At 67.9% G+C, this 23,425-nt stretch carries 27 protein-coding genes; 11 read left to right on the top strand and 16 right to left on the bottom strand.

Annotated elements, in window-relative coordinates:
- Positions 1-3: 3 nt before the first annotated feature.
- A complete protein-coding gene (locus ACYQ26_RS01225) occupies positions 4-327 on the bottom strand; it encodes an EMC6-like membrane protein (RefSeq protein ID WP_459806475.1) in 324 nt (107 codons plus the stop codon).
- A gap of 206 nt (positions 328-533) precedes the next feature.
- On the opposite strand from ACYQ26_RS01225, the gene ACYQ26_RS01220 reads away from it, so the two are divergent.
- The 3 genes from ACYQ26_RS01220 (at position 534) to ACYQ26_RS01210 (ending at position 3,085) form a co-directional block, all read left to right on the top strand.
- Positions 534-2,141, top strand: a complete 1,608-nt coding sequence (locus ACYQ26_RS01220; RefSeq protein WP_459806474.1) for a long-chain-fatty-acid--CoA ligase — start codon at positions 534-536, stop codon at positions 2,139-2,141.
- 171 nt (positions 2,142-2,312) lie between these two features.
- A complete protein-coding gene (locus ACYQ26_RS01215; RefSeq protein WP_120245155.1) occupies positions 2,313-2,606 on the top strand; it encodes a MarR family transcriptional regulator in 294 nt (97 codons plus the stop codon).
- Between the two features lie 71 nt (positions 2,607-2,677).
- Positions 2,678-3,085, top strand: coding sequence for a hypothetical protein (locus tag ACYQ26_RS01210; RefSeq protein ID WP_459806473.1), 408 nt, complete (start codon positions 2,678-2,680; stop codon positions 3,083-3,085).
- A 21-nt stretch (positions 3,086-3,106) separates the two neighbouring features.
- Here the strand turns inward: ACYQ26_RS01210 and ACYQ26_RS01205 are convergent, their stop codons facing one another.
- The 4 genes from ACYQ26_RS01205 to ACYQ26_RS01190 all read right to left on the bottom strand — a co-directional run bounded on the left by ACYQ26_RS01205 (position 3,107) and on the right by ACYQ26_RS01190 (position 8,410).
- Positions 3,107-4,024, bottom strand: coding sequence for an NAD+ synthase (locus ACYQ26_RS01205; RefSeq protein WP_459806472.1), 918 nt, complete (start codon positions 4,022-4,024; stop codon positions 3,107-3,109).
- Positions 4,025-4,281: 257 nt separating this feature from the next.
- Entirely contained in the window at positions 4,282-5,490 is a 1,209-nt protein-coding gene (locus tag ACYQ26_RS01200) for an aminotransferase class V-fold PLP-dependent enzyme (protein ID WP_459806471.1), read from the bottom strand.
- Between the two features lie 136 nt (positions 5,491-5,626).
- Positions 5,627-7,504 (bottom strand): PINc/VapC family ATPase, encoded by a 1,878-nt coding sequence (locus ACYQ26_RS01195; RefSeq protein WP_459806470.1) that lies wholly within the window; start codon positions 7,502-7,504, stop codon positions 5,627-5,629.
- Between the two features lie 66 nt (positions 7,505-7,570).
- On the bottom strand, positions 7,571-8,410 hold the full coding sequence (locus ACYQ26_RS01190) for a helix-turn-helix transcriptional regulator (protein ID WP_459806469.1): 840 nt from the start codon (positions 8,408-8,410) through the stop codon (positions 7,571-7,573).
- A gap of 575 nt (positions 8,411-8,985) precedes the next feature.
- On the opposite strand from ACYQ26_RS01190, the gene ACYQ26_RS01185 reads away from it, so the two are divergent.
- Complete coding sequence (locus tag ACYQ26_RS01185; RefSeq protein WP_459806468.1) at positions 8,986-10,065, top strand: M20 family metallopeptidase; 1,080 nt, start codon at positions 8,986-8,988, stop codon at positions 10,063-10,065.
- Between the two features lie 15 nt (positions 10,066-10,080).
- On the opposite strand, the gene ACYQ26_RS01180 is transcribed toward ACYQ26_RS01185, so the two are convergent.
- Positions 10,081-10,368: a zinc ribbon domain-containing protein gene (locus ACYQ26_RS01180; protein ID WP_459806467.1), complete on the bottom strand. Its 288-nt coding sequence runs from the start codon at positions 10,366-10,368 to the stop codon at positions 10,081-10,083.
- Positions 10,369-10,515: 147 nt separating this feature from the next.
- On the bottom strand, positions 10,516-10,872 hold the full coding sequence (locus tag ACYQ26_RS01175) for a hypothetical protein (RefSeq protein WP_459806466.1): 357 nt from the start codon (positions 10,870-10,872) through the stop codon (positions 10,516-10,518).
- A gap of 161 nt (positions 10,873-11,033) precedes the next feature.
- Here ACYQ26_RS01175 and ACYQ26_RS01170 point away from each other — a divergent pair, with 161 nt between their 5' ends.
- Entirely contained in the window at positions 11,034-12,566 is a 1,533-nt protein-coding gene (locus ACYQ26_RS01170; RefSeq protein WP_459806465.1) for a carboxypeptidase M32, read from the top strand.
- 96 nt (positions 12,567-12,662) lie between these two features.
- Here ACYQ26_RS01170 and ACYQ26_RS01165 read toward each other — a convergent pair whose 3' ends face one another.
- Positions 12,663-12,941 carry a hypothetical protein gene (locus tag ACYQ26_RS01165; protein WP_459806464.1) on the bottom strand — a complete coding sequence of 93 codons (279 nt, stop codon included), beginning with the start codon at positions 12,939-12,941 and terminating at the stop codon, positions 12,663-12,665.
- Between the two features lie 118 nt (positions 12,942-13,059).
- Here ACYQ26_RS01165 and ACYQ26_RS01160 point away from each other — a divergent pair, with 118 nt between their 5' ends.
- The 5 genes from ACYQ26_RS01160 (at position 13,060) to ACYQ26_RS01140 (ending at position 16,539) form a co-directional block, all read left to right on the top strand.
- Positions 13,060-13,812 carry an SDR family oxidoreductase gene (locus tag ACYQ26_RS01160; RefSeq protein WP_459806463.1) on the top strand — a complete coding sequence of 251 codons (753 nt, stop codon included), beginning with the start codon at positions 13,060-13,062 and terminating at the stop codon, positions 13,810-13,812.
- A gap of 133 nt (positions 13,813-13,945) precedes the next feature.
- Positions 13,946-14,563 (top strand): hypothetical protein, encoded by a 618-nt coding sequence (locus ACYQ26_RS01155; RefSeq protein ID WP_459806462.1) that lies wholly within the window; start codon positions 13,946-13,948, stop codon positions 14,561-14,563.
- 77 nt (positions 14,564-14,640) lie between these two features.
- Positions 14,641-14,835, top strand: coding sequence for a cold-shock protein (locus ACYQ26_RS01150; protein ID WP_459806461.1), 195 nt, complete (start codon positions 14,641-14,643; stop codon positions 14,833-14,835).
- Between the two features lie 178 nt (positions 14,836-15,013).
- On the top strand, positions 15,014-15,991 hold the full coding sequence (locus ACYQ26_RS01145) for an ABC transporter substrate-binding protein (RefSeq protein ID WP_459806460.1): 978 nt from the start codon (positions 15,014-15,016) through the stop codon (positions 15,989-15,991).
- 41 nt (positions 15,992-16,032) lie between these two features.
- Positions 16,033-16,539, top strand: a complete 507-nt coding sequence (locus ACYQ26_RS01140) for a desampylase (RefSeq protein ID WP_459806721.1) — start codon at positions 16,033-16,035, stop codon at positions 16,537-16,539.
- Between the two features lie 97 nt (positions 16,540-16,636).
- Here the strand turns inward: ACYQ26_RS01140 and ACYQ26_RS01135 are convergent, their stop codons facing one another.
- The 3 genes from ACYQ26_RS01135 to ACYQ26_RS01125 all read right to left on the bottom strand — a co-directional run bounded on the left by ACYQ26_RS01135 (position 16,637) and on the right by ACYQ26_RS01125 (position 19,132).
- Positions 16,637-16,843, bottom strand: a complete 207-nt coding sequence (locus tag ACYQ26_RS01135) for a hypothetical protein (RefSeq protein WP_459806459.1) — start codon at positions 16,841-16,843, stop codon at positions 16,637-16,639.
- A 119-nt stretch (positions 16,844-16,962) separates the two neighbouring features.
- Positions 16,963-17,481 carry a hypothetical protein gene (locus ACYQ26_RS01130; RefSeq protein ID WP_459806458.1) on the bottom strand — a complete coding sequence of 173 codons (519 nt, stop codon included), beginning with the start codon at positions 17,479-17,481 and terminating at the stop codon, positions 16,963-16,965.
- Positions 17,482-17,614: 133 nt separating this feature from the next.
- Complete coding sequence (locus tag ACYQ26_RS01125; protein WP_459806457.1) at positions 17,615-19,132, bottom strand: sulfatase family protein; 1,518 nt, start codon at positions 19,130-19,132, stop codon at positions 17,615-17,617.
- A gap of 204 nt (positions 19,133-19,336) precedes the next feature.
- On the opposite strand from ACYQ26_RS01125, the gene ACYQ26_RS01120 reads away from it, so the two are divergent.
- Positions 19,337-19,564, top strand: a complete 228-nt coding sequence (locus tag ACYQ26_RS01120) for a hypothetical protein (protein WP_459806456.1) — start codon at positions 19,337-19,339, stop codon at positions 19,562-19,564.
- A gap of 129 nt (positions 19,565-19,693) precedes the next feature.
- Here ACYQ26_RS01120 and ACYQ26_RS01115 read toward each other — a convergent pair whose 3' ends face one another.
- The 5 genes from ACYQ26_RS01115 to ACYQ26_RS01095 form a co-directional block, all read right to left on the bottom strand.
- Positions 19,694-20,227, bottom strand: coding sequence for a DoxX family protein (locus ACYQ26_RS01115; RefSeq protein ID WP_459806455.1), 534 nt, complete (start codon positions 20,225-20,227; stop codon positions 19,694-19,696).
- A gap of 230 nt (positions 20,228-20,457) precedes the next feature.
- Positions 20,458-21,756: a histidine--tRNA ligase gene (gene hisS, locus ACYQ26_RS01110; RefSeq protein WP_459806454.1), complete on the bottom strand. Its 1,299-nt coding sequence runs from the start codon at positions 21,754-21,756 to the stop codon at positions 20,458-20,460.
- 74 nt (positions 21,757-21,830) lie between these two features.
- Entirely contained in the window at positions 21,831-22,430 is a 600-nt protein-coding gene (locus ACYQ26_RS01105; protein ID WP_459806453.1) for a DUF7411 family protein, read from the bottom strand.
- A complete protein-coding gene (locus tag ACYQ26_RS01100) occupies positions 22,430-22,780 on the bottom strand; it encodes a DNA-binding protein (protein WP_459806452.1) in 351 nt (116 codons plus the stop codon). The genes ACYQ26_RS01105 and ACYQ26_RS01100 overlap by 1 nt, the downstream gene beginning before the upstream one ends.
- Positions 22,781-22,877: 97 nt before the next feature.
- The gene (locus ACYQ26_RS01095) at positions 22,878-23,333 is read right to left on the bottom strand and encodes a 30S ribosomal protein S19e (protein WP_459806451.1); all 456 of its coding nucleotides are present in this window, start codon (positions 23,331-23,333) and stop codon (positions 22,878-22,880) included.
- Positions 23,334-23,425: the final 92 nt, after the last annotated feature.

Here is a 23,425-nt window from a genome sequence, read left to right as displayed (position 1 = left end):
GGGTTACGCCGTGGCCTCCGAGGTCAGCAGGATTCCCCAGGTGATGAACCAGAACGCGAACGTCATGAAGGCGACGTACAGGTTGTGCTTCATGCCGAACTCGTCCGAGTCGTAGATACTCGTGATGTTGAGGAGGACGAGCTGGACGAGAATCGCCACGACGACGAACGCCTGCGGCAGCGTCTGGCCGGCCGCTTCCCTCGCCGGGAGATCGCCGGTGACGGCCGCGGAGGCCAGCGCCGCGGCGACTCCGAGCAGCGCGGCCAGCGCGGTGACGCCGACCGAGCGGATGTGCTCGCGTCGGTCGCTGATCGATTCGGTCGACATGGACGCAACTCCGGGGGCGGTGCTAAAAAGCCGTTCGCATTGGGGACCGGACGGCGCGACCCCGCATCTCGAGCGCTGTCGACACGCGCCAGTCTGCGCCGGTCCCCGCCGGTCTGCGTCGGTCCGTTCGCGGCGGCCGGTCGCGGCTCGCCGCGCTCGGTCGAGCGACCGCAATCTATTACATGGTCGTTCATTATGTATTTGGTATGGAGACGCCACTCCTCGTGACCGACTTCCTCGAGCAGGCCCGGCGCCACTACGGCGATCAGGAGGCGATCGTCGGCACCGACGGCGAGCGGTTCACCTACGACGAGTTCGGCGACCGCGTCGATCGGTTCGCTCGAGCGCTGCAGGACAGGGGGATCGGGAAGGGCGACCGCGTGGCGGTGCTCGACCCGAACACCCACTACCACCTCGAGGCGGCCTACGGCGCGATGTCGATCGGGGCGATCCACGCGCCGCTAAATTACCGGCTGACGCCCGACGACTACGCGTACATGCTCGCCGACGCCGAGATGGACGCCGTCTACGCCGACTACGAGTACGCCGAGAAGATCGAAGCGATCCGGGACGAGGTGCCCACCGAGACGTTCGTAACGAACGACGCCGACGCCGTCGAGGGCGACTGGGAGGACTTCGATACGCTGCTGTCCGAGGCCGAACCCGACTACGAGCGGCCCGAGATGGCCGAGGACGAGATCATCACGATCAACTACACCTCAGGCACGACCGGCGATCCGAAGGGCGTCTGTCGCACCCACCGGACGGAGACGATCCACGCCTACCTGCTGTCGATCTACCACGAGCTCACCGACGACGACGTCTACCTGTGGACGCTGCCGATGTTCCACGTCAACGGCTGGGGACACATCTACGCCGTGACGGGGCTGGGCGCGAAACACGTCTGCACCCGCGGCGTCAACGCCGACGAGGTCGTCGAGCGGATCCGCGAGGAGGACGTCTCGTTCCTCTGTGCGGCGCCGACGGTGCTCAACCAGCTCATCGACTACTACGAGCAGGAAGGCGAACCCGAGATGACCGGCGACAACGACGTGCGCGTGACCACCGCCGGCAGCGCCCCGCCCGAGGCCACCATCCGCGCCGTCGAGGAGGAGTTCGGCTGGCGGCTCAAACACCTCTACGGCGCGACCGAGACCGGCCCGCTGATCACCATCTCGCCCGAACGCCTCCTCGAGGAGGACACCCGCTTCTCGCTGAAGAAGCGCCAGGGGATGGGCGTGCTCGGCACCGACGTCCGCGTCGTCGACGAGGACGGCGAGGACGTGCCCCGCGACGACGAGACGCTCGGCGAGGTCGTCGTCCGCGGCAATCAGGTGATGGACCGCTACTGGAACAAGCCCGAGGCCACCGAGGAGGCCTTCTCGGAGCGCCGCGAGGGCTACTACCACACGGGCGATCTCGCGACGGTCGACGAGCACGGGCTGATCGCCATCCGAGACCGGAAGAAGGACATCATCATCTCCGGCGGCGAGAACATCTCGAGCATCGAACTCGAGGACACGCTGTTCGACCACGACGCGGTCGCGGACGCGGCGGTGATCCCGGCACCAAGCGAGGAGTGGGGCGAGACGCCGAAGGCGTTCGTCGTGCCGTCGAACGGCGATCCGGACGATCCGCCGGTGTCGGCCGACGAGCTGACCCAGTTCACCCGCGACCGGCTGGCGAGCTACAAGGTCGTCCGCCGGATCGAGTACGTCGAGGAGTTGCCGAAGACGGCGACCGGGAAGATCCAGAAGTACGAGCTGCGCCAGCAGGAGTGGGCCGACGAGGATCGGGCGATCGGCGAAGGATAGGGTCGCCCGGCGGCCGCCGACGGCGAACATCCTGACTGGCCAGTCAAATACGGTATTCCGGCGCTTCGAGGGCCACAAATACATATTACTTCTACAAAGAGAAGGAAATTATCTGCGACGGCCGGTCGTAAGGCTCAACTTTTATACTGCTGGGAGTTTTCGATTCGTAATATGGCAGAGACCGACGGGGAGGAGATCGAAGACTTGCCACCGAGCGCCAAACTCGTTTTCAAGGTTCTCGAGTACGACGGCCCGCTGACCCAGAAACAGATCGTCGAGGAGTCGATGCTTTCGGCCCGGACGGTCCGCTACGCGCTCGAGCGCCTCGAGGAGATCGGCATCGTCGACGAGGACATCTACTTCGCCGACGCCCGACAGAGCCTCTACCGCCTCGAGGAACCGATGGCGGCCGACGGGAACGGCGTCGACGAGTCCCCGAAAAAGGACGCCTGCTGCGCGGAGTAACTGCGTTCACGCGTCACCGCGCCACCGATCGAACGACAAGGATTATTTCCGTCCGGTGACCGTTCCCCCGCATGGACAAGGAGCGGGTTCCCCGGTGGGGCTGGTTGGTGATCGGCCTTTTCGCGGCGTCGATCGTCGCGCAGTTGTGCAACGTCTTTCTCGACCAAGCGGGCCTCGCCGACGAGTACCAGGTCGTCACGGTCATCGCGACCATGGCGCCCATACTGATCTACGTCGGCGTCTGGTACGACGACCACCGCCAACACTACTGGGAGCACTCGAGCGCGCGGATCGTCGGCGATATCGTCTTCGTCCTGCTGGGGGCGATCATCGGTGCGACGACCGTGATCGCGGTACTCTCCGGGTTCGGCATTTCGCGATTCTTGCAGGACATCCTCGCGATGGGCGGCGGCTTCCTCGTCGCCTGGTTGCTGTTCTGGTGGCGAAACCCCGACCTGTACCGGCTCGAGGCCGAGTAAGTCGCCGCTCGAGGCCGTCCGTCAGGAGTCCGTCGACCCGTCGCCGAACGCGGGCAGCGACTCGGTTCGGTCACCGACGCCCGGCGTCGGCGGCGTCGTTCGCTTGTGGGCCGTCTCGGCGCAGAGTTGCGCGATCGAGCGCGCCGTCTCGCGGTCGATTCCCAGCCCCGACGCCGCGTCGGCGATCGACCGTCCCTCGTCGACGAGCCGGGTCAGGAACGGATCGAGGTCGTCGTACGGTGCGCCGAGTTCGTCGGCGTCGGTCTGGCCGGCCCAGAATCCGGCCGTGGGTTCCTTGGCGACGATCCGGCGCGGAATCCCGATCCGACCTGCGAGGGCTCGCACTTCGGTTTTGTAGAGGTCCCCCAGCGGGTAGGCGTCTGCGGCGCCGTCGCCGTGCTTCGTGAAGTAGCCCAGCAACAGCTCCGAGCGGTTCGCGGTGCCCAGCACGAGCTTCGAGCGGCGGTTGGCCGCGTAGTACGCACAGACCATCCGCAGTCGAGCGATCGCGTTGCTGAGTGCGCGGTTCCGTTCGGCGGGGCGGTCACCGTCTGCGTCGGGCTCGAGCACCGGCGTCGCCGTCTCCTCGAAGGCCTCGAGCAGCGGCCGCAACTGGATTTCACGGAAGTCGATGCCAAGACCTTCCGCGATGGTTCGGGCTTCGCTGACGCCGGTCCGCTCGCTCTTGTGACAGGGCAGCCCGAGCCCGAGGACGCGCTCGCTGCCCAGCGCTTCGACGGCCAGCGCCGCCGTGACCGTAGAGTCGATCCCGCCGCTCATCGCCACCACGACGCCCTCGGCACCCGCGTCGTCGACGGTCGTCCGAATCTCGCCGACGATCCGGTCGTGGGCCGCCTCGAGACCCGCCGGACCGGTGATAAACGGCTCGTTCTCGCTTTCTGCATCCGAATAGACGAACGTCTTCGTTTCAGTACTCATTGGGTCGGATCACTTCGTTCTGCCTACTTTCCCCAAACATTCGTCCCGTACTTATGGCTAATCCTTAAACAGCTAGTAGGGAAATATGGAGTGGACGATCGAACGGTCGTCGTATCTTCTAAACGATGCGAGTTCGTAAACCTACGAATCCGCCCACGTTTTAGCGTCCGAAGTATCTCCGGTCTCGTCCTCGAGAGGGCTCTCCCTGCCGAGCGGCCACCGTTCCCGCTCTCAGTGCCGAGTCGCCATACTGGCTGTCAGGACTCGAAAATCGCGTCGATCCGCTCGAGCACGTAGTCGGCCTCCTCGTCGGTGAGACACATCGGGTTGACGGTGAACCGGTCCGCGGGCAGCGCGTCCGCGCCGACGAACACTCGGGGCTCCTCGCGGCGGAGCGCACCGACGAGTTCGGTCGCGGAACACCCTGCGGTCGCCTCGTCGACGTGCACCTCGACTTCGGGGGCGACGGACGCCTCCGAGTCGTCGATCGACGGCGAAAGCCCGTCCACCGTTTCGAGTGATGCGGCGATGCGATCGACGCGCTCGCGCCACTCGCGCCGCACGGCGTCGTGATCCTCCTCTTGGAACGCCTCGAGCGCCGCGAGCAGGCCGACGAGTTCCTCCTTGCCGACCTTCAGCGGGCGGCCGATCCCCTGTTTCGGGACGCCGTCGATCGCGTCCGCGTCGAGGAGTTCCCGCGGGGGCTCCCAGACGTCGGCGGCGGCGTGGGTGTCGAGGTGCTGGAAGGCGACGGATTCGATCAGGTCCGCTCGGCCGGCGAGGATGCCGGTCGTCTGCGGGCCGCGGATCCCCTTGCCGCCGCTGAACGCGACCAGATCAGCGCCCTGCTCGGTGAACCACGAGAGGTTCTCGACGGGCGGCAGTTCCGCGGCGGCGTCGACGATCACCGGGAGGTCGTGCTCGTGGGCGATCTCGCAGACCTCGGCCAGCGGCGGCGTCCCGTAGGCCTTGTAGACGTGGGCGATCGCGACCGTGTCCTCGCCGATGGCGTCGGCGTACTCCCACGGCTCGACGTCACGAGCGCCGGTGCCGAGACGGCGGTCGTTCGTCCCGACGTCGACGATGGTTGCCCCCGCCGTCCGAAGGGCGTGGTCGTACCCCGTCCGGTGGGTTCGCGGCATGATGATCTCGTCCGCGACCCCCTCGGTGTCGGGAAGCCTGGCCATAACGCCGGGATCGGTGCCGGCGATACACGCCGCCGTGGCCAGCACGAGCGCGCCGGCCGCGCCGTTGGTCGCGTAGCCCGCCTCCGCGCCGGTCGCCTCGGCGATGCGCTCGCTGGCGGCCGCCTGCAGGTCCGAGAGCCTGACGAACGAATCCGCCGCGTCGGCCATCGCCTCGAGGGCTTCCTCGCGGATGCGACTGCCGCCGATGCGGGTCTTCGTGCCCGCCGCGTTGATCACGGTCGGCACGCCGAGCTCGTCGTAGACCGAATTCTCGTGCATACGGTCCCGTCCGTCGGTGCGGGGAAAAGGGTACGCGATGTCGTCCGGTTCGCGGCGCCGAGTGTGGCGCTCGAGACAGCGTCCGATAGACCGACCGAACGGCGGCGAAAACGAGGGGGTGGAAACCGCTACCCGTTTACGACGGAACGACCGTAATCGGGTCCTTCCGGTCGATCGCTTGCTCTAACTCGTCCGCGATCGCGCTCCCTCGAGACACCTGAATCTCCCCGCCGCGGCTCACCGTGGCGGTAAAGAGGTAGTCGCCGCCGGCCTGGACTTCGACGGTCTCGCCGTGGTTGCCATCGACGGGGATGACGATGTGGCGGGAGGTGACTTCGGGCGTGACCATCTGACCCGCAGTCTGACCGCCACCGCCGTCGCTGCTCGCGTTGGCACCGCCGGCGCCCGCGCCGTAGGTGGGATTCTCGTCGTGGGTGCGGACGTCGATGTCGATCCCCAGGCGGTTCTCGATGTCGGTGATCCGCCCGCCGCCCTTGCCGATGACGCTCGAGATGTCGTCCTCCTCGACGTAGACGACCGCGCGGTCCTGGCTTTTCAACTGGACGTCGACGTAGCCCCGCGCGACCGAGCGGATCTCCCGTTCGATCTCCTGCTTGGCGATGCGGTCGACGCCGGACTCGCTGCCGGGGCCGCCCTCCTCGTCCTTGAGGGGGACGGTGACGACCTGGCGGTTGAACGTGTAGATCTCGTACTCGGGCTCGCCGGTCTCGAAGTTGGTGACCTGAATGACCGGGCGAGCGAGGTCCTCCTCGGTGAGGCCCGCGGGGACCTTGACCTCCGTCTTGACGTCGTAGACGGTGTCGACCTCCCCGGCCTCGATGTAGACCACGGTGTCGACGACCTGGGGGATCATCCCGAGTTCGACGCGACCGACGAGCCGCTGCAGGGCGTCGATCGGCCGGGTCGCGTGGACGACGCCGATCATGCCGACGCCGGCCAGGCGCATGTCCGCGAAGACCTCGAAGTCGTCGGTCTTGCGGACCTCGTCGTAGATGGTGTAATCGGGACGGACCATCAGCAGGGCGTCGGCCGTGTTGGCCATCTCGCCGCCCAGTTCCGTGTACTGGGTGATCTCCGGGCCGACCTGCAGGTCCCGCGGTTTCTCCATCGTCTTGACCGCGTAGTCGTGATCGGAGATGAAGCGGGCGACCGCCTGGGCGAAGGTCGACTTCCCGGCACCCGGCGCACCCGAGATCAGGACGCCGCGCTGGCGCTCGAGCAGCCGTTCCTTGAGCTCCGCGGCGTTCTCGTAGTCCTCGATGTCGGTCTGGGCGATCGGTCGGACGGCGGTGATCTCGATGCCGTCGGAAAAGGGCGGGCGACCGACCGCGATCCGGTAGTCCCGGAACTGGACGATCTTCATCCCGGGCTGGGAGAGCTCGAGGAAGCCCTCGGAGGACTCCTTCGCGGCGTCGACGACCTCCCGGGCGTACTCGTCCATCGTCTCCTCGTCCAAGGGCTCGTCGGCGATGGGTTCGTACCGCATCTCGCCGAGTTCGCCCCGCTTGGCCTTCGGGACGGCGCCCGCCCGGAGGTGGACGCTCATCGTCTGGTCGTCGAAGTAGTTCTCGACGGTGAGCGTCCCGACGTCAACCTCCCGAACCTCGGGGGAGACGTGCTCGACGTCGAGACCCTTCGCCTTCGCGACCTCCGCCTGGACGATGTCGCTGGTGAGGAAGGTCGCGCCCAGGTCCTCCGCGAGGTCGCGGATCAGGGCGTCGATCTCGCCCTCGGAGGCGTGGCCCCGCTCGATGGCGTTGGGCCGCTCGCCGACGTACTCGAGTTCGATGACGCCCTCGTCGGCTAAGTCGGCGAGCCGCTGGAGCTCCTCGAGACCGTCCCAGCCGGTCTCGATGCCGTCGTTGGCCTGCGCCTCGAGTTCCGCGACGACGGCTTCGGGTACCGAAATCGTCGCTCCCTCGAACTGCCCGTCTTCAATCGTCGCCGAGACGCGGCCGTCGATGACCACGCTCGTGTCCGGCACGACGTTCATGTCGTACGGTTCGCCCTTCGCAGGTAAAAGGGTGCGGGACGCGTCTTCACGGGCCGTCACGGGTCCTCACGGGTCGTCGGCGTCGGCAGCGTCGTCGTTGGCGCCGTCGTCGGAGCCAGCATCGAGGTCGCCGTCGGCTCTCCCCCCGTTCGCCTCGAGCGACAGTCGCGTCGCTGCCTCGCGGTGCGTCTCGTAGACGTCGGCGACCCACTCACGGAACGCCTCCTCGTCGCTCTCGATGCACGCGACGAACGCGCCCTCGTCGTAGAGGCCGACGAACGCGCGCTCGTCGGTCAGCGTCACGCCGAACTCGAGGGGCCGGTCGAGGACGTAGAGGGTGAACTCTGCGCCGTCCATCGGCCCGTCCGGCGGCGGCGCCGCCTCGAGCACCGATCGCGGCGTCACCAGTTCCGTCTCGACGCCCGCCTCGAGGAGGTCGCGGTGGACCTCGACGAGCAGTTCGCTGAACACGGGCAGAATCCCGCGAATCTCGTCGGTCGTCGCCCCGCTTATCGCGCGCCGGTAGTGGCTGATCGGCTCGTGGGGATTGTTCGATTCGGCGACCGAGACGGTCGCGTCGGTCAGCAAGAGCGGATCGAACCCGTCGTCGATGGCCGCCAGCCCGTCGATGACGTCCGCGTGGGACTCGAGGACGGCGAGCCGGTCGAGGTACGTCGTCGTCGCCTCGCAGACGCGCTCGCCCAGCGGCGTGAGTTCGTAGCGCCCCTCGACTTTCCGGATCCACCCGAGTTCGCAACACCGGTTCAGGTGGCGCTGGACGGTCACTCGGGAGATCGAGAGCGCGTCGGTGAGCGTCTGCGTGTCCGCGGGGGCCGACCGCAGTTCTCGGAGCACCTCGAGCCGGTGCGGCGACGAGAACAGTTGTTTCCCCCAATCGTAACCCATTGGCTATCGTCTGGTTCACGCGGGGCATTATTACTTCTGTTGGTGTCGTCGAACTAACTAATGGTGGCAGCTCGCGCGCCGGTCGATACGCACCGCGTCACCGCGGCCGTCGACGTGCGTACCGAGTTCGGGCCATGTTCGATTCCCGACCGATATTCACGGGTTGAACGACCGTTCATTCGATAAGGTAAGGGTAGTGTTCGGACAACCTCCAAGTGCGCCGCGATAGGCGCCACTCGTCAACGCCACAAGCGGCGGTCAGTGACCCCGCGCCAGTGGTTGTCGTGTGCCTCTGACAGTGCCGGGCGTTCGAGACTGCCCGGCTCGAACGCCCCCCTCGAGCCCCGACACGAGAGCGACGAGATCCGCGAGATCGCCCGTTCGAAACGATCCGCCGACGCTCGAGGGCTCCGTTTTCGACGCGCCGATGCACTCGAAGCGGTGCCACCGGTTCGCGTCCGCCGACCCCGTCCCGTCTCGCCGACCCTCGCCCTCGCGCTCGATCCACGTCGCGGTCCCGTCGATCCGCCGCACCGACGCACTCACGGGTTCGGGGCGAGTAGCCCCGCGAGACCATGACAACGACGGTCGCCGAACTGACCCGCGAGCTGGTCGCCGTGCCGAGCCACGAGGACGAAACCGCCGTCGGCGACGAGATCGAGGCGTGGCTCCGCCGCGAGACCGCGGCCGACGTCACCCGAGACGAGGCCGGCAACGTGATCGCCCGCAAGGGGACGGGCGACCGGTCGCTCGCGCTGGTCGGCCACCACGACGTCGTCGAGCCCGACGACTCGCAGCTCGCCGACGACGGCGGGTACGTCGTCGAGGAACGGGACGGCCGCCTCTACGGCCGCGGCACGGCCGACATGAAGGGAGCCGTCGCGGCAGCCATGCTCGCCTTCCGCGATGCCGACCCCGCCGGCGAACTCGTCTTCGCGAGCTTCGTCGGCGAGGAGGTCGGCGGCGTCGGCGCGCGCCACGCCATCGAGGAAGGGTTCGCGCCCGACTTCGCCGTCGTCGGGGAAGGCTCGACCGGCTACTCGAGCCCGGGCGTCACGGATGTCGCCCTCGCCCACAAGGGGCGCCGGGCCAGCACGATCACCGCCCGCGGCACGGCGGCCCACGCGAGCGAGGCCGACGCGGGCGAGAACGCCGTCTACCGCGCGACCGACGCCGTCGACGTCGTCCGCGACCTCGAGCCGCCGGCCGTCGACGTCGCGGGCGAGCGGCTCGCGGGCAGCGTCGTCGTCACCGAGATCGAGGGCGGCACCGCGTGGAACGTCGTTCCCGACCGCTGCGAGGTGACGGTCGACGAGCGGACGGTTCCCGGCGAACGGGCCGCCCTCGAGCGCGTCGAAGACGTCGACGGCGTCGAGTGGACCGTCGATCAAGACCTGCCGCCGATGCGCTGCGACGACCGCGAGTTCGCCGAAACCGTACTCGAGGCGGCCGACGCGGCCCAATCGGGCTCGCCGGAGCTCGTCACGAAACCCCACGCGACCGACGCGGGGTGGCTCTCCGACGCCGGCACGGAGTGCGTGGTCTGCGGCGCGGCCGAACCCGGCGAGGCCCACACCGCGGACGAGAGCGTCTCGATCGAGGTGCTCGAGCGGTGCGAGGAGACCTACCGGCGGGTGGCGGAGGCCTGGCCGTAGTTCGTCATCGCGGCGTCACTCGGTCGTCCGTCCGTCTCCGTCCACGCCCTCCTGGCCGTCGACCGCGGACGGTTCGGCGTCCGACTCCGTGCTTGAGTTGGGGTCAGGGCCGGGACCCTCGTCCGCCGAACTCGGCTGCCGCTCGGTGATCGCGTCGCTGCCGCATGCCGGACACTCCTCCTGCGCCGCGTGGAAGCGTTCGCCGCAGTCCGTACAGGCGTAGGCCGCGTCCTGGTCGGCCGCCCGTTTCGCCTCGTGCGTAAACTCCCCGACCTTCCGGCCCAGATTCTCGAAGAATCCCATCGATCGTGTCGGACGTCTCGGTCGCGTCGGATAACTCTTGATCCGCCCGCGACCGCGAGTCGCGCCGCCGGACGCGGCGAGTCGCCGTCGATGGCGGTGGCGATGCCGATGCCGATCGGGACTGCGCGGCCGGCTTTGCCCGTCCCGCTAGATGCCAGGGACGCCGACCGCGTTGAACCCCGTGATACCGAACCCCGCGAGGACGTGCAGGACGACCAGGACGGTCACCCACCCGACGAGGCCGATCATCCCCGCGGCGGTCCAGCCGCCGGGGTACCGACCGTAGATCACTGCGACGTACGCGAGCAGCGCCAGGATCGGCCCCAGCAGCGGCACCCAGCCGATGAAGAAGCCGACGAGCGCCCAGACGATCGCCCCGATCAGCGCGGTGACGATCGCGCGGCCGTAACCCGCCGCGCCGACGACGACCCGGGCGCCGACGTAGATCCCGAGCGCGCCGATACAGAGGCTGGCGAGGAAGACGACGACCGATGCCAGGACCATGCGTACGCGTAGGTATCGGTCGGTGTGGCCGAACAGGTCACGGCTTGCACATTCTACAGTGATTTTACGGCCGCCGCGGTCGCGCGGAAACGCGGGCGGCTGAAAGCCGCCGAACTACCGGAACCACGAGGTTGATACCGGTTCCTCGTGTACCACCGCCCATGGCAACCGATCAGGCCCGGAGCGAGAGCGAGGGGACTGACGCATACGACGAGTTCGAGTCGCGAGTCCAGCGCATCTCCAACGTCGGCAACGCCGCCGGCATCCTGCGCTGGGACCAGGAAGTCGTCATGCCCGACGAGGGGACGCCGGCCCGCGCACAGCAGCTCTCGACGCTGTCCTCGATCAGCCACGAACTGCTGACCGCCGACGAGACCGGCCGGTTGCTCGAGGAACTCGAGTCGACGGAGCTCTCGGAGGAACGGGCGGCGGTCGTCCGCGAGATCCGCCGCCAGTACGACCGCGAGACGAGCGTCCCCCAGGAGTTGGTCGAGGAGATCTCCGAGACGACGGCCAACGCCCACCCCAAGTGGAAGCAGGCCAAGGAGGAAGACGACTTCGAGACGTTCGCGCCGGTCCTCGAGAAGCTGGTCGACCTCAAGCGCGAGTACGCGGAACACGTCGATCCCGACGCCGACCCCTACGAGGTCCTGTTCGCCGAGTACGAGCCCTACATCGACCTCGAGACCGCGGAACGGGTGCTCGAGAACCTGCGCGACGAACTCGTCCCGCTGATCGAGGACGTCGAAGACAGCGACGTCGAACTCGCGACCGACGCCTTCGCCGGCGAGTTCGACGACGACGATCAGGAGGCGCTGGCGCGGGACGTGCTCGACTCGCTGGGCTACGACTGGGACCGCGGCCGCCTCGACACCGCGCCACACCCGTTCTCCTCGGGCACGCAGTTCGACGCTCGTGTGACCACCCGCTTCGAGGAGGACGACCTGCTGGGGTCGATCACCTCGACGATCCACGAGTTCGGCCACGCGAACTACACGCTCGGGCTCCCCGACGAGGGCTACGGCACGCCGCTGGGCGAGGCCCGCGACCTCTCGGTCCACGAGTCCCAGTCCCGGCTCTGGGAGAACCACGTCGGCCGCTCGCGGCCCTTCTGGGAGCACTTCCTGCCGATCGCCCGCGAACGATTCCCCGAACTCGAGGACGTCACGCCCGAGGAAGCCTACGAGGCCGCCAATCAGGTCTACGACGACAACCTCATCCGCGTCGAGGCGGACGAACTCACCTATCACCTCCACATCGTCATTCGGTTCGAGATCGAGCGCGATCTCATTTCGGGCGATCTCGAGGTCGAGGACGTCCCCGAGGTCTGGAACGACAAGTACAAGGAGTACCTGGGCGTTCGCCCTGAGACCGACGCCGAGGGCTGCCTGCAGGACATCCACTGGTCGCACGGCTCCTTTGGCTACTTCCCGACCTACTCGCTGGGGTCGGTGCTTGCTGCCCAACTCTACGCGGCCGCCGAGGACGAACTCGGCGACCTCGACGACGACATCCGCGAGGCCGACTTCGACGCGCTCAACGGCTGGCTCCGCGAGAACGTCCACCAGTACGGCAAACAGTACAAGACGCAGGAGCTGATCCGGCAGGCGACCGGCGAGGAGCTCACGGCCGACCACTTCCTCGAGTACGTCGAGGACAAGTACGGCGAACTGTACGACCTCGAGGGCTACTGATCGGACCGCGAGTCCGACGACGATACCGGATGTGGGTGCGGAACCGGAACCGATTTTCGAGCGCGTCCTCGGTGGTGGCTTCCTGATTCGGGCAGTTCACGAGGCGTCGTCGGCCTCCAACTCCGACTTCGGAAGCGGTTCGACGCGAAAGACGTAGTCCGGGTACGCGCCGTCGAGGTTCGTCGGATGCTCCTCGGCGGCGTGGTCGCGACAGAGCGCCGCCTCGGCCTCGACCGCGCCCTTCCCGGTCTCTTCCTGGTATCGCTCGAGCGCGACGAACGCCGCCGGTTCGTCGCAGCCGCGTCGGTGGCACGAACGGGTCGATCCGTCGTCGGCGTTAGCGTCGGCGTCGGTATCGGGGTCGGGATTGGCCATACGCTCGGTAGACCGTACGGACGTAATAGCCCGGGGGTGGCAACGGATGGCTGCGGCCGCGAGCGGGACGGCGGAAGCCGGGGAAACACCGAACGTCCTCGAGGGTGAGGGATCTTCTATGGGACACGCACACACCGACCGACTCGAGGGCGACGTAACGATCGTCACCGGCGCGAGTTCCGGCATCGGCGAGGCGACCTGCCGCGCGTTCGCGGCCGCCGGCGCCGACGTCGTTCTCGCGTCCAGAAGCGAGGAACCGCTGCGCGAGATCGCGGACGACCTCGAGGCCGACCACGGCGTCGAGACGCTGGTCGTCCCGACGAACGTCCGCGAGGAGGACGAGGTCGACGCGCTGATCGACGAGACGGTCGACGCGTTCGGCGGGATCGACGTGCTGGTGAACAACGCGGGGCTCTCGCGGGGCAGCGACGTCGCCGAGATGACGACCGCGGAGTACGAGACGATGCAGGAGACCAACGTCGACGGCGTCTTCTACGCGACGCGGGCGGCGATCCCCCACGTCCGCGAGCGAAACGGTCACCTGATCTTCGTCGGGAGCTTCGCGGGCCAGTACCCGCGCTCGTTCAACCCGGTCTACGCAGCCTCGAAGTGGTGGGTTCGCGGGTTCGCCAAGAGCGTCGCGGCGCAGGTCGGCGACGAGGGCGTCGGGGTCACGGTCGTCAACCCCGCCGAGGTTCGCTCGGAGTTCGAGACGACCGACGGCTCGACGTTCGCGGAGGTGTTCGACGAGGACGAGGCCAGCGACCCTGCGGAAGTGGCGGAGGCCATCCGCTTCGCCGCGAGCCAGGATCACTCGAGCATCAGCGAGATCGACATCAACCGACGGGACAAGTTCGCGGATAGCTTCTGAGCGGCACGCGGCCGTCGACCGCCGAGACCGTCGGCGCCGACCTGGCGGCCGTGACGGTGGCGCTCGAGCGTATAACTGCCGGCTGGCGACTGCCGGCGAGACACTCACGCCCGACGAGTCCCTCGGCTCGAGCATGCGCGTTTCAGTACCGGGACTGCCGGGCGTCTACTACGACACCGACGCGGGAACGACGGCGCTGACGACTGTCTTCTCCGTCGCGGGCCGCAAAGCACCGAAGCCGAAGGGGTACGCCCTCCAGGCGCTGCCGTACCTCTGGTCGTTCGAGGTCGACCTGCAGGAGGTGCCGAACGACCACCCCCTCCAGTACCTGCACCCGGAGGGCGCCCGCAGTCTGAGCGGGCTCTCCCCCGAGGGCGTCCCCAGAACCCAACAGGGACTCCGGACCGCCGGGACCGAACTCGAGACCGTCCTCCGGTTCGTCTGGGAGGTCAACCGCGAGGTGGAATCGGCGGCCAATCGGATGCTCGGCGCCTCGCCGGACGACGAGGGAGTAATCATCGAGATTCAGGACGGCGCCGTCAACGTCGGCGGGGAGGAACTCGAGACGGACGAGTTCGACATTGACGACCAGTCCGAGGAGGACGCGTTCGATCCCGAATCGAGGACGTCGACGGACGAGTTCGGCGCCGGAGAGACCACGGTGGAGTTCGACGAATCGGACGACTCGACCGACGCTGCCGATGCCGACGAGTCGGACTCGAACGGCTACGATACCGGCGACGAACTGTAGCCCGCGGCGTCGGCGACAGTCGTGGTACCGCGACCCTCGCAACCCTTATCCGTGCATCGCCACTACGTTTGTTTGTAATGGCAAACGGTAAGGTTGATTTCTTCAACCACACAGGCGGTTACGGTTTCATCTCGACTGAGGACGCGGACGATGACGTGTTCTTCCACATGGAAGACGTCGGCGGCGCTGACCTCGAGGAAGGACAGGAACTCGAATTCGACATCGAACAGGCCCCCAAGGGCCCCCGCGCGACGAACGTCGTCCGCAACTAATCCGGCTTCGATTTCGGCTGCCGGAATCCGGCACTGCTGAACGAGGCTTTTTCCGTACACTATCCGCTCGAGTCGGCGGCACGCGCTACCGATGCGGAGGTCGAACCGACGCCCCGGAGCGACCGTTCCGCTCGAGCCGAGCCAGTCGTTTTTCACCGCGCGCCGCGTAGTCGATCCCATGCGAATCGTCACGACGCTCCCCTCGGCGACCGAGATCGTCGCCGCGCTCGGTTGCGAGCCCGTCGGGGTCTCCCACGAGTGCGACTACCCGCCCGACGCCGCGTCGGCGCCCGCCGTCACCCGCTCGCGAGTCGACGCCGACGGCTCGAGCGGCGAGATCGACGACCAGGTGCTCGAGGCCGTCGACGAGAGCGACGGCGTCTACGACGTCGATGTCGAGACGCTCGAGGAACTCGAGCCAGACCTGATCGTCACCCAGGGAATCTGTGACGTCTGCGCGGTCGACGAAGTGGTCGTCGCCGACGCCGTCGAACAGATTTCGGCCGATCCCGAGATCCTCACCACCGACCCCCACAGCGTCGCCGACGTCCTCGAGGACGTCGAGCGGATCGGCCGTGCGATCGGCCGCGAGGAGCGCGCCCGCGACGTTCGCGCCGACCTCGAGGCGAGGATCGACCGCGTTCGGGAGCGGACCGCCGACCTCGCACCCGAGGATCGGCCTCGAGTGGCGATCTTCGACTGGACCGACCCCGTCATGATCGCGGGCCACTGGACGGCCGAACTGGTCGAGTGGGCCGGCGGCGAGTACGGGCTGGCAGACGCCGGGGAGCGATCGCGACCTCGCGAATGGACCGAGATTCGGGAGTACGATCCCGAACTGATCGTCGTCGCCCCCTGTGGGTTCGACCTCGAGCAGACCGCCGCCAACCGGACCGACCTCACCGAGCGCGACGGCTGGGCGGACCTGACGGCCGTCGAGGAGGGCCGCGTCTGGGCGATGGACGGCCACCACTACCTCAACCGTCCGGGTCCGCCGCTCGTGGACACGCTCGAGACGCTCGCGCCGATCGTCCAACCCGACCTGTTCGATCGGTCGGTCGCGCCGTCCGACGGCGAGCGGATGGCCGTCCCGTTCGACGAACTCGAGGCGTACGCCGACGCCGATTCCGACGCCGACGCTCGGGTGGAGCCGTGACCGCCGATCCCGACGCCGCGCCGGACGGCACCGACGACACCGTGACCGCCGATTCCAGTCCCGAACTGGTCATCCCCGAAGCCGTTCGCGACGCCGTCCTCGAGCGCGCTCGCGACGGCCAACCTGACGAAATCTGCGGCGTCTTCGGCGGCGACTTCGACTCGCAGCGGAGCCACGTCCGTTCGCAGTACCCCGCCGAGAACGCCGCCGAGACGCCTCGGACGCGGTACCGGATCGATCCCGAGGAACAACTCGCGATCTTCGAGCGCCTCGAGGACCGCGGCGAGGAGATCGTCGGCTTCTACCACTCCCACCCCCGCGGGCCGCCGCGACCCAGCGCGACCGACGCCGCACAGGCGACCTGGCCCGACCGGTCGTACCTGATCGTCTCGCTCGAGCCGTTCGCCGTCGGCTCGTGGCGCTGGCGCTCGGGGGAGCAGGCGAGCGACGAAACTGACGGGTCGAACGTCGGCGACGCCGAACCGGGCTCGAGCATCGGCGCCGACGGACGGTTCGAACGGGAGCGAGTGCGGATCGTCGACGAGTGAGCGACGAGGTATCGGGACGGAACCGCTGACCGGCCGCGGCGATGAACGCCTCAGCGACGGCTCGCGCTCCCCGCTGACGGACGCGTCGAACGCGCCGTCACTCGGAGTCGAGGTCGGGCTCGACCGACGGCGGCATCTGGACGGCGACGATCTCGTGTCCCGTCTCCCGGTGGTGGACGTTCCCGAGCCGCGTCGCCTCCTCCCGTCCGTCGGTCGACCGCTCGAACGAGCAGGACTCGCACTGCACGAGGAACTGCGCCGTCGCGTTCTCGTCCCGCTCGAGTGCCGGTTCGTCGCCGGACATAGGACACCGTTCGCCGTTTCACCGCATGAACGTAGCTCCAAAATGACGAGGTACTGACGGCGCGATCGGCTCGCCGTCACCGAGTCGGCCGACGACCGTCGACCTCGATCGAGCGGCGGTTACGCGTCGTCGTTCAGTTCCCCGTCAGCACCGCCGTTCACACCGTCTCCGTCCTCGTTCTCGGTTCCGTCCTCGCTCTCGAGGTCGGCCGCGCGCTGTCGGGCCTTCGCCGCCCGCTCGCGGAACTCGTCGATCTCGTCCTGGAGCTTCTTCCCGACGAGGTACGTGAAGTCGTCCGGCATCAGCCCGCGCTGGATATCGATCGTGACCATCGCGTCGCAGCCCTCGACGATCTCGGGCGCCCAACTGCCTTCCGCGAGCTTGCTCTCGTCGGTGACGACCGCCTCGCCGTCCTCGACGTCGATGAAGGCGGTGACGGTGTTCCAGATGTTCGGATTGCTCGTCGTCGCCTCGTCGAACAGCCCCTCGAGGCGCGTCTCCCTGAGCGGCTCGTCCCGCAGCTCCGCGACGAGGTCCTCGAGCGCCGCGGCGATCGTTTCGTACTCCGCGGCCTCCTCGCGGAGTTCCTCGGGATCGGGCTCCGCGTTCGAGCCGCGACGCGGTCCGGTCCCGCTCATTGCGCATCCCCCGTCCGCTCGAGTGCGGCGGCGTCGATGTGGATCATGTTCGGTGGTACCCGCTTGGACACCGTAAACGTACGCTTCCGCGTCGCGCGTCGACGGCCGGGGCGTCCCTCGGGCCGGGTCGCACTCACCCGTCGCTCGCCGACGCGCGCTCGAGCACGTTCGGCACCCAGCCCCGATTCGGATCGTCCGTCCGCTCCATCCAGCCGATGAGCCGGTCGCGCATCTCTCGGCGCACGTCCGCGTACGCTGGGTGGTCGATCAGGTTCTGCAGTTCCGCCGGATCGCCCTCGAGATCGTACAGCTCGTCGATATCGGGCCCGTTGTAGACGTACTTGTACCGCTCGGTCCGGACCATCCGCTGGGTGTAGAGCCCGAACTCGTCGCCGTGGTACTCGGCGAACGTCGAGTCGGGCCAGTCGACGGACGCCTCGTTGGGATCGCCGCCGTTCTCGAGCAGCGGGACGAGGCTCCGCGCGTCGAACTCCTCGGGAACCTCGACGCCGCCCGTCTCGAGGAAAGTTGCGGCCAGATCGTGCAGGTGGACGGGCGCCTCGCAGACCGACCCCGGCTCCGCGACGCCGGGCCACCGAACCTGCAGCGGAATCCGGTAGGTGTCGTCGTACATCAGCGGCCCCTTGTTGAACTGGCGGTGGTTGCCGACGAAGTCCCCGTGGTCCGCGGTGTGGACGACGACCGTTTCGTCGGCGAGACCGTGCTCCTCGAGGGCCGTGAGGATTCGCTCGAGCTGGTCGTCGATCAGCGAGACGAACCCCCAGTACTTCGCGGTCGCCTCGGCCCAGTGGTCCCACTCGAGGCCGTCCGCGCCCCGGTAGTAGAGGTAGTTCTCGTGGACCTGCGGTTTCCCGTCGAAGGTCTCGGCGTAGCTTTCGGGCGGGTCGATCTCGTCGGGATCGTACATCGAGGCGTACGGTTCGGGGACGACGTAGGGGTGGTGGGGGCCGTAGAAGTCCGCGCGGTGGAAGAAGGGACCGTCGCGGTCGTCCTCGTCCTCGCCCTCGCTTTCGGCGTGGCGCTCGATCGCGTCGATCGTCCGCTCCGCGAGGAAGTACGCGCGAGTCTCCTCGACGTCGACCGGCGTTTTCGCGGCGACGAACGTCCCCTCGGTGCTATCACGGGGGTCCGAGCCGGTGTAGAGTTCCTCCTCGAGATCGACCTCGCCCAGCGGGACGCCCCGTTCCTCGCGGTACTCGCGGAACGCGCCGTCGATGTCGTCGTGGTGTTTGTCGCTGCCGCCGAGATACGAGAAGCCGAAGTCCTCGGGGGTCTGATCGCGGCCGACGTGCCACTTGCCGGTGTAGCTGAGTTCGTACCCGTTCTCCGCGAGCAGCTCGGAGAAGGTCGTCATCTCGGACGGCAGGTTCGGCCGAATCGCGTCGGCCTCGTGGCTGTTGTTGAGCATCCCGTGGCCGTGCGGGAACCGGCCGGTCATGAGCGACGCCCGCGCGCTCGTGCAGATGCTGATCGGCGTCGTCGCCCGCTCGAAGCGCATCCCCTCGCTCGAGAGCCGATCCATCGTCGGCGTCTCGACCGGCGGACCGTCGGGGGCGCTGCAGTCGTACCGCTCCTGATCGGTGAGGACGAACAGCACGTTCGGACGAGTTCCGGTGTCGCCGTCGGCCATCGGGCGGGGTACACCGCCGCCGAAGTTAACCGTAGGCCCTGCGACGCCCTCGCGTCGGCGGTCGGCCGATCACGCGGTGATCGTCGGCCCGGTCTTCGCATGCGAGTAACGTCGACGCCGCGTCGATGTCGGATTTCGGAACTATTAATCGGCTATATATCCATCCGATCGGTGATAGTCGTCCCGAAACGACGGTCGCGTATCATGACCCGCGCCTACTGCGAAACCTGCGACTGGTCGCACGAGATCGACGATCGCGAGGATCGGGCGGTGCTCGACCGCGCGATGATCGAGCACCACGCCGAGACCGGTCACTCGGTCGCGGCCGAGGACGCGACCGCTCGTCCCGCGGACGAACCAGAGCGGACCCAGCGAGAGAACGGCACCGACGAGCGTCGCGAGCGCGCGACGGAACGAAAACGAAATCGCTGAAATCGGCTCCGCATCGCCGCCGGTCGCGACGGCCGATTCGCCGCGGCCGGCCGTTGGTTATCAGGCGGCTGCCGGTTGGTTATCGGCCGCGGCCGCCCGATCAGCTTCGATACGCCCCTCCTCGGCCGATCAGCCGAGGAGGTAGCGCAGCCACGGCCGCCGTTTCACGAACTCGGTCTCCTCGAGGTAGGCGTCGACGCCGAGGAGCCGACCCGCGGCGAAGACGCCGACGAGCACGAACATGAGGAGCCCGAGCAGGTCCCCGTTGACGTAGCCGTGCGCCCAGTCGGCGTTGCCCAGGTAGAACAACGTCATCAGGACGCCGCCGAAGAAGGCGGCCAGGCGCACGAGCGCCCCGAGGACGAGCCCCAGCCCGATGAGGAACTCGCCGACGGGGATCATCACGTTGGTGAACTCGAGCAGCCACGGCGTGCCGACGACGAACTCGAACAGCGGCGCGATCGGCGTTTCGGCGTTCGCGAGGTAGCCTGCCGCGTCGAACGGCTCACCTGCGACGAACGCGAACTTCGTCCACCCGGCGTGGAGGAACCAGTAGCCGACCACGAGTCGGATCAACACCAGCGCGTATCCGGCCGCGCCGTCGGCGTACTCGAACTCCTGCCGCCTGCCGAACCACTTGACGGTGGCTTCGTTAGCTGCCATTGGGGTTCACCTCACAGTAGCACGTTGGCGCTAATCGGGGTTAAGAGCGCTCGTAGTTCCCGTTTCGCAGGAACGGGCGGAATTTTACCCGAGCAATAGAGGGAGTTTAAGTACCGGGTAGCATCTCGGTTCGAGAACGCCGCATTCGAGACGACGATCGGGCGGCTGACCGGTCTTCGATCCCGCGCCCGCGGCTCGGGCCCTCGCCGGTCGCGGTCGTTGGAGCCGGCTTATGCGAAATCGTCGTACGTCGGCCGCTCGAGATCGCCGGGGAACTCGTCGACCGGCACCTGCGTCTGGTCGCCCGATTCCATGTCCTTGATCGTCACCTCGTCGTTCTCCAGATCCTGCTCGCCGGCGATGACGACCGTCTCGGCGTTGATCGAGTCGGCGTAGTTCAGCTGCGAGCCGAACGAGCGGCCGGCGACGTCGGTCTCGACGACGTGGCCGCGCTCGCGGAGGTCCCGAGTGATCCGCGCCGCTTCCGAGCGAGTGTCGCCGATCTGGAGGACGTAGTAGTCCGTCGTCACTTCCTCCTCGGGCCAGACGCCGGCCCGCTGCATCAACAGCGGCAGCGTCGCGGTACCCACCGCGACCCCGACCGCGGGCGTCGGCTGGCCGCCGAAGCTTTCGATCAGGTCGTCGTAACGGCCGCCGCCGAAGATCGACCGCGAGACCTCGCCCGTGGAGTCGAAGCACTCGAAGACGACGCCCGTGTAGTAGTCCAGGCCGCGAGCCGTCTCGAGCGAGATCGAACAGTAGTCGCGGGCGCCGAAGTCCTCGGCCGCCTCGAGGACGTTCTGGAGGTTGTCGACGGCCGCGGTGACGCGCTCGGTGTCGGCGAAGGCCTTGACCTCCTCGAGGTCGCCGCCGGCGATGAGATCGGCGAACTCCTCGGCCTGCTCGTAGTCGAGGCCGGCCTCGACGAGCAGGTCGTGGTACTCGACGGTCGAGAGTTTGTCCGACTTGTCGACCGCGCGGATGGCGTCGTCGACGTCCACGTCGGCCTCGTAGGTCTCGAGGACGCCCCCGAGGATGTCGCGGTGAGAGACGCGGAACTCGAAGTGGTCGCCGGTGAGCCCGAGGTTCGTCAGGGCGTCAGCGGCCCACGAGAGGATCTCGGCGTCGGCTTCGGGCTCCGCGGAGCCGAAGATGTCGACGTTGGTCTGGTAGAACTCGCGCTGGCGGCCCTGTTGCACCTGTTCGTAGCGCCAGAACGGCCGCGTCGAGAACCACTTGATCGGCTTCGACAGTTCCTGTTGCTTGGCGACGACCATCCGGGCGACCGTCGGCGTGAGTTCGGGGGTCAGCGTCACGTGGCGACCGCCCTGGTCCTCGAACGAGTACAACTCGTCGACGATGTCGTCGCCGCTCTTGTCTGTCCACATCTCGGCGCGCTCTAAGGCGGGCGTCCCGATCTCCCGGAAGCCGTACCGCCGGGCGGTGTCCTCCAGCGTGTCGATGGTCTGCCGGCGGGCAGCCATCTCGCCGGGGTAGAAATCGCGAAAGCCCTTGATCCCGTCGTACATGAGAGGGGATTCGCCGACGCCGAACTTCTATCCTTTCATCGGCGGACGGCGGTCGAGCCACCGTCGCCAACAGGTCACCGGCGGACGCCGGTCACGTACGTCTGCTCGTGCTCCGGGAAGACGTCGCCGACCGCCGCCGGCCCTTCCCGGTCGGCGATGAGCGTCCGCAGTTCGGCCTCGTAGTCGGCCCGGCTGATCTCCTCGCTCGGGCCGACCGTCACCTCGAGGTGGGCGTCGACGAGCCGGTCGACCGCGCCCCGGCCGAACCCCGACAGCGGCGAGACGTAGTCGACGCCGTGGCGGTCCTCGAGGCTCTGGGCCTGCGCGCGAGAGACCGTCGGCACGCGGTCGTCGCGGCGGGTGCCGTCGGCGACGGCGTCGAATCCGGGCTCCGCGGCGGCGAGTCGTTCGAGCGCGTGTTCGTGGACGCGCTGGATGCCGTTTCGCGGGAACCCGTCCTCGAGCATGACGTCGACGGCCTCGCGGGCGACGTCGGGGTCGAGTTCGAGCCGCCGGAACTCGAAGCCGAGCGAATCGGCGGTCTCGCGGGCGTGTCGCCAGTCGTCGCTGATGCCGAAGTGGCCCGTTACGAGGGTGACGTCGTAAAACTCCTCGAGGAGAAGCGCCGCGAGCGTCGAGTCCTTGCCCGCGCTGTAGAGCAGTCCGAGCTCCATCAGCGTCGCTGGATGTCGAAGCTCTTGGAGTCGGGTTTCAGCTCCTTCAGTAGCTGTTTCATCTTGTCGTCGTCGATCTTGCCCTGGATGCGGCCGCTGCGGGCGAGCGTGATGACCTGGCGCTCGACCTGCTCGCCGAACTGCGGCTTGCTCATCTTGACGGTGTTGAGCCGCTTGCGGGCGTCGTCGGTCAGGTGCTGGCGGAGCACCGCCTTCTTCTGGGCTTCGGCCTGCTGCTGGGCGGCCTCCTGGGCCTCCCCGCCCTGCTGGGCCTCAGCCCGCTCCTGCAGCTCCTCCATCTTCTGCTCTCGCAGCTCCTCGAGCCGCTCGTCGTCTGGGCGTTCGCTCATGGCCGTACGTTACGTTGCAGGCGGGAAAATGATTACGGACGCCGGCCGCCAGAGCCGCGGCTGAGCGGGTAGCTCGCGCGAAAAGTCGGCGATCGGCTTACGCGTAGCGCTCGAGTTCCGGTCGGTCGAGGTCCTCGAGAACGTCGCCGGCGGTGTCGTCGAGCAGGCTCTGTCCCTCGGGCGTGATGCGGCGACCCTCGCCTTCAGCGGTCTCGACGAGCCCTTCGTCCTCGAGCTGCTGGAGGATCGTTCGGATCAGGTTCCGCGAGCCGTCGGCGCGCTTGTCCGGCGCGACGCGGTAGCGGTTCGAGCCGGGCTTGCCGCCGCCGTACTCGGTTGCGAGCCGTTCGACGCCGACCGGACCGCGGTCGGCGACCTTGCGCAGGAGGCTGGCCGCGCGGGTCGCCCAGAAGTCCTCCTGTTCGGGAGGCAGTTCGCGGTCGACACCGGTCTTGGCGAACTGCGCCCAGTCGGGTTCGTCGAGCCGTTCCTCGAGGTCCTCGGCGAGCGCCTCGATGAGGGCGTCCGCCGGAACGTCGTACATCGTAGCCATTGGCGTGTGCTTTCCTTCCGCGGCATTTAAGACCATCGTATCGCGGCGCTCGGCGCCCCAATCGCGTACAGTGTCACCGCGTCCCGGACCGT

Source organism: Halopiger thermotolerans (genome assembly GCF_054654555.1).
Note: the sequence above shows the minus strand (reverse complement) of the source record. Positions and strands in the feature narration are given on the sequence as shown.

Coding starts and splice junctions, on each gene's coding strand:
- ACYQ26_RS01225 (WP_459806475.1), bottom strand. CDS start 327: ATGTCGACCGAATCGATCAGCGACCGACGCGAGCACATCCGCTCGGTC.
- ACYQ26_RS01220 (WP_459806474.1), top strand. CDS start 534: ATGGAGACGCCACTCCTCGTGACCGACTTCCTCGAGCAGGCCCGGCGC.
- ACYQ26_RS01215 (WP_120245155.1), top strand. CDS start 2,313: ATGGCAGAGACCGACGGGGAGGAGATCGAAGACTTGCCACCGAGCGCC.
- ACYQ26_RS01210 (WP_459806473.1), top strand. CDS start 2,678: ATGGACAAGGAGCGGGTTCCCCGGTGGGGCTGGTTGGTGATCGGCCTT.
- ACYQ26_RS01205 (WP_459806472.1), bottom strand. CDS start 4,024: ATGAGTACTGAAACGAAGACGTTCGTCTATTCGGATGCAGAAAGCGAG.
- ACYQ26_RS01200 (WP_459806471.1), bottom strand. CDS start 5,490: ATGCACGAGAATTCGGTCTACGACGAGCTCGGCGTGCCGACCGTGATC.
- ACYQ26_RS01195 (WP_459806470.1), bottom strand. CDS start 7,504: ATGAACGTCGTGCCGGACACGAGCGTGGTCATCGACGGCCGCGTCTCG.
- ACYQ26_RS01190 (WP_459806469.1), bottom strand. CDS start 8,410: ATGGGTTACGATTGGGGGAAACAACTGTTCTCGTCGCCGCACCGGCTC.
- ACYQ26_RS01185 (WP_459806468.1), top strand. CDS start 8,986: ATGACAACGACGGTCGCCGAACTGACCCGCGAGCTGGTCGCCGTGCCG.
- ACYQ26_RS01180 (WP_459806467.1), bottom strand. CDS start 10,368: ATGGGATTCTTCGAGAATCTGGGCCGGAAGGTCGGGGAGTTTACGCAC.
- ACYQ26_RS01175 (WP_459806466.1), bottom strand. CDS start 10,872: ATGGTCCTGGCATCGGTCGTCGTCTTCCTCGCCAGCCTCTGTATCGGC.
- ACYQ26_RS01170 (WP_459806465.1), top strand. CDS start 11,034: ATGGCAACCGATCAGGCCCGGAGCGAGAGCGAGGGGACTGACGCATAC.
- ACYQ26_RS01165 (WP_459806464.1), bottom strand. CDS start 12,941: ATGGCCAATCCCGACCCCGATACCGACGCCGACGCTAACGCCGACGAC.
- ACYQ26_RS01160 (WP_459806463.1), top strand. CDS start 13,060: ATGGGACACGCACACACCGACCGACTCGAGGGCGACGTAACGATCGTC.
- ACYQ26_RS01155 (WP_459806462.1), top strand. CDS start 13,946: ATGCGCGTTTCAGTACCGGGACTGCCGGGCGTCTACTACGACACCGAC.
- ACYQ26_RS01150 (WP_459806461.1), top strand. CDS start 14,641: ATGGCAAACGGTAAGGTTGATTTCTTCAACCACACAGGCGGTTACGGT.
- ACYQ26_RS01145 (WP_459806460.1), top strand. CDS start 15,014: ATGCGAATCGTCACGACGCTCCCCTCGGCGACCGAGATCGTCGCCGCG.
- ACYQ26_RS01135 (WP_459806459.1), bottom strand. CDS start 16,843: ATGTCCGGCGACGAACCGGCACTCGAGCGGGACGAGAACGCGACGGCG.
- ACYQ26_RS01130 (WP_459806458.1), bottom strand. CDS start 17,481: ATGAGCGGGACCGGACCGCGTCGCGGCTCGAACGCGGAGCCCGATCCC.
- ACYQ26_RS01125 (WP_459806457.1), bottom strand. CDS start 19,132: ATGGCCGACGGCGACACCGGAACTCGTCCGAACGTGCTGTTCGTCCTC.
- ACYQ26_RS01120 (WP_459806456.1), top strand. CDS start 19,337: ATGACCCGCGCCTACTGCGAAACCTGCGACTGGTCGCACGAGATCGAC.
- ACYQ26_RS01115 (WP_459806455.1), bottom strand. CDS start 20,227: ATGGCAGCTAACGAAGCCACCGTCAAGTGGTTCGGCAGGCGGCAGGAG.
- hisS (WP_459806454.1), bottom strand. CDS start 21,756: ATGTACGACGGGATCAAGGGCTTTCGCGATTTCTACCCCGGCGAGATG.
- ACYQ26_RS01105 (WP_459806453.1), bottom strand. CDS start 22,430: ATGGAGCTCGGACTGCTCTACAGCGCGGGCAAGGACTCGACGCTCGCG.
- ACYQ26_RS01100 (WP_459806452.1), bottom strand. CDS start 22,780: ATGAGCGAACGCCCAGACGACGAGCGGCTCGAGGAGCTGCGAGAGCAG.
- ACYQ26_RS01095 (WP_459806451.1), bottom strand. CDS start 23,333: ATGGCTACGATGTACGACGTTCCGGCGGACGCCCTCATCGAGGCGCTC.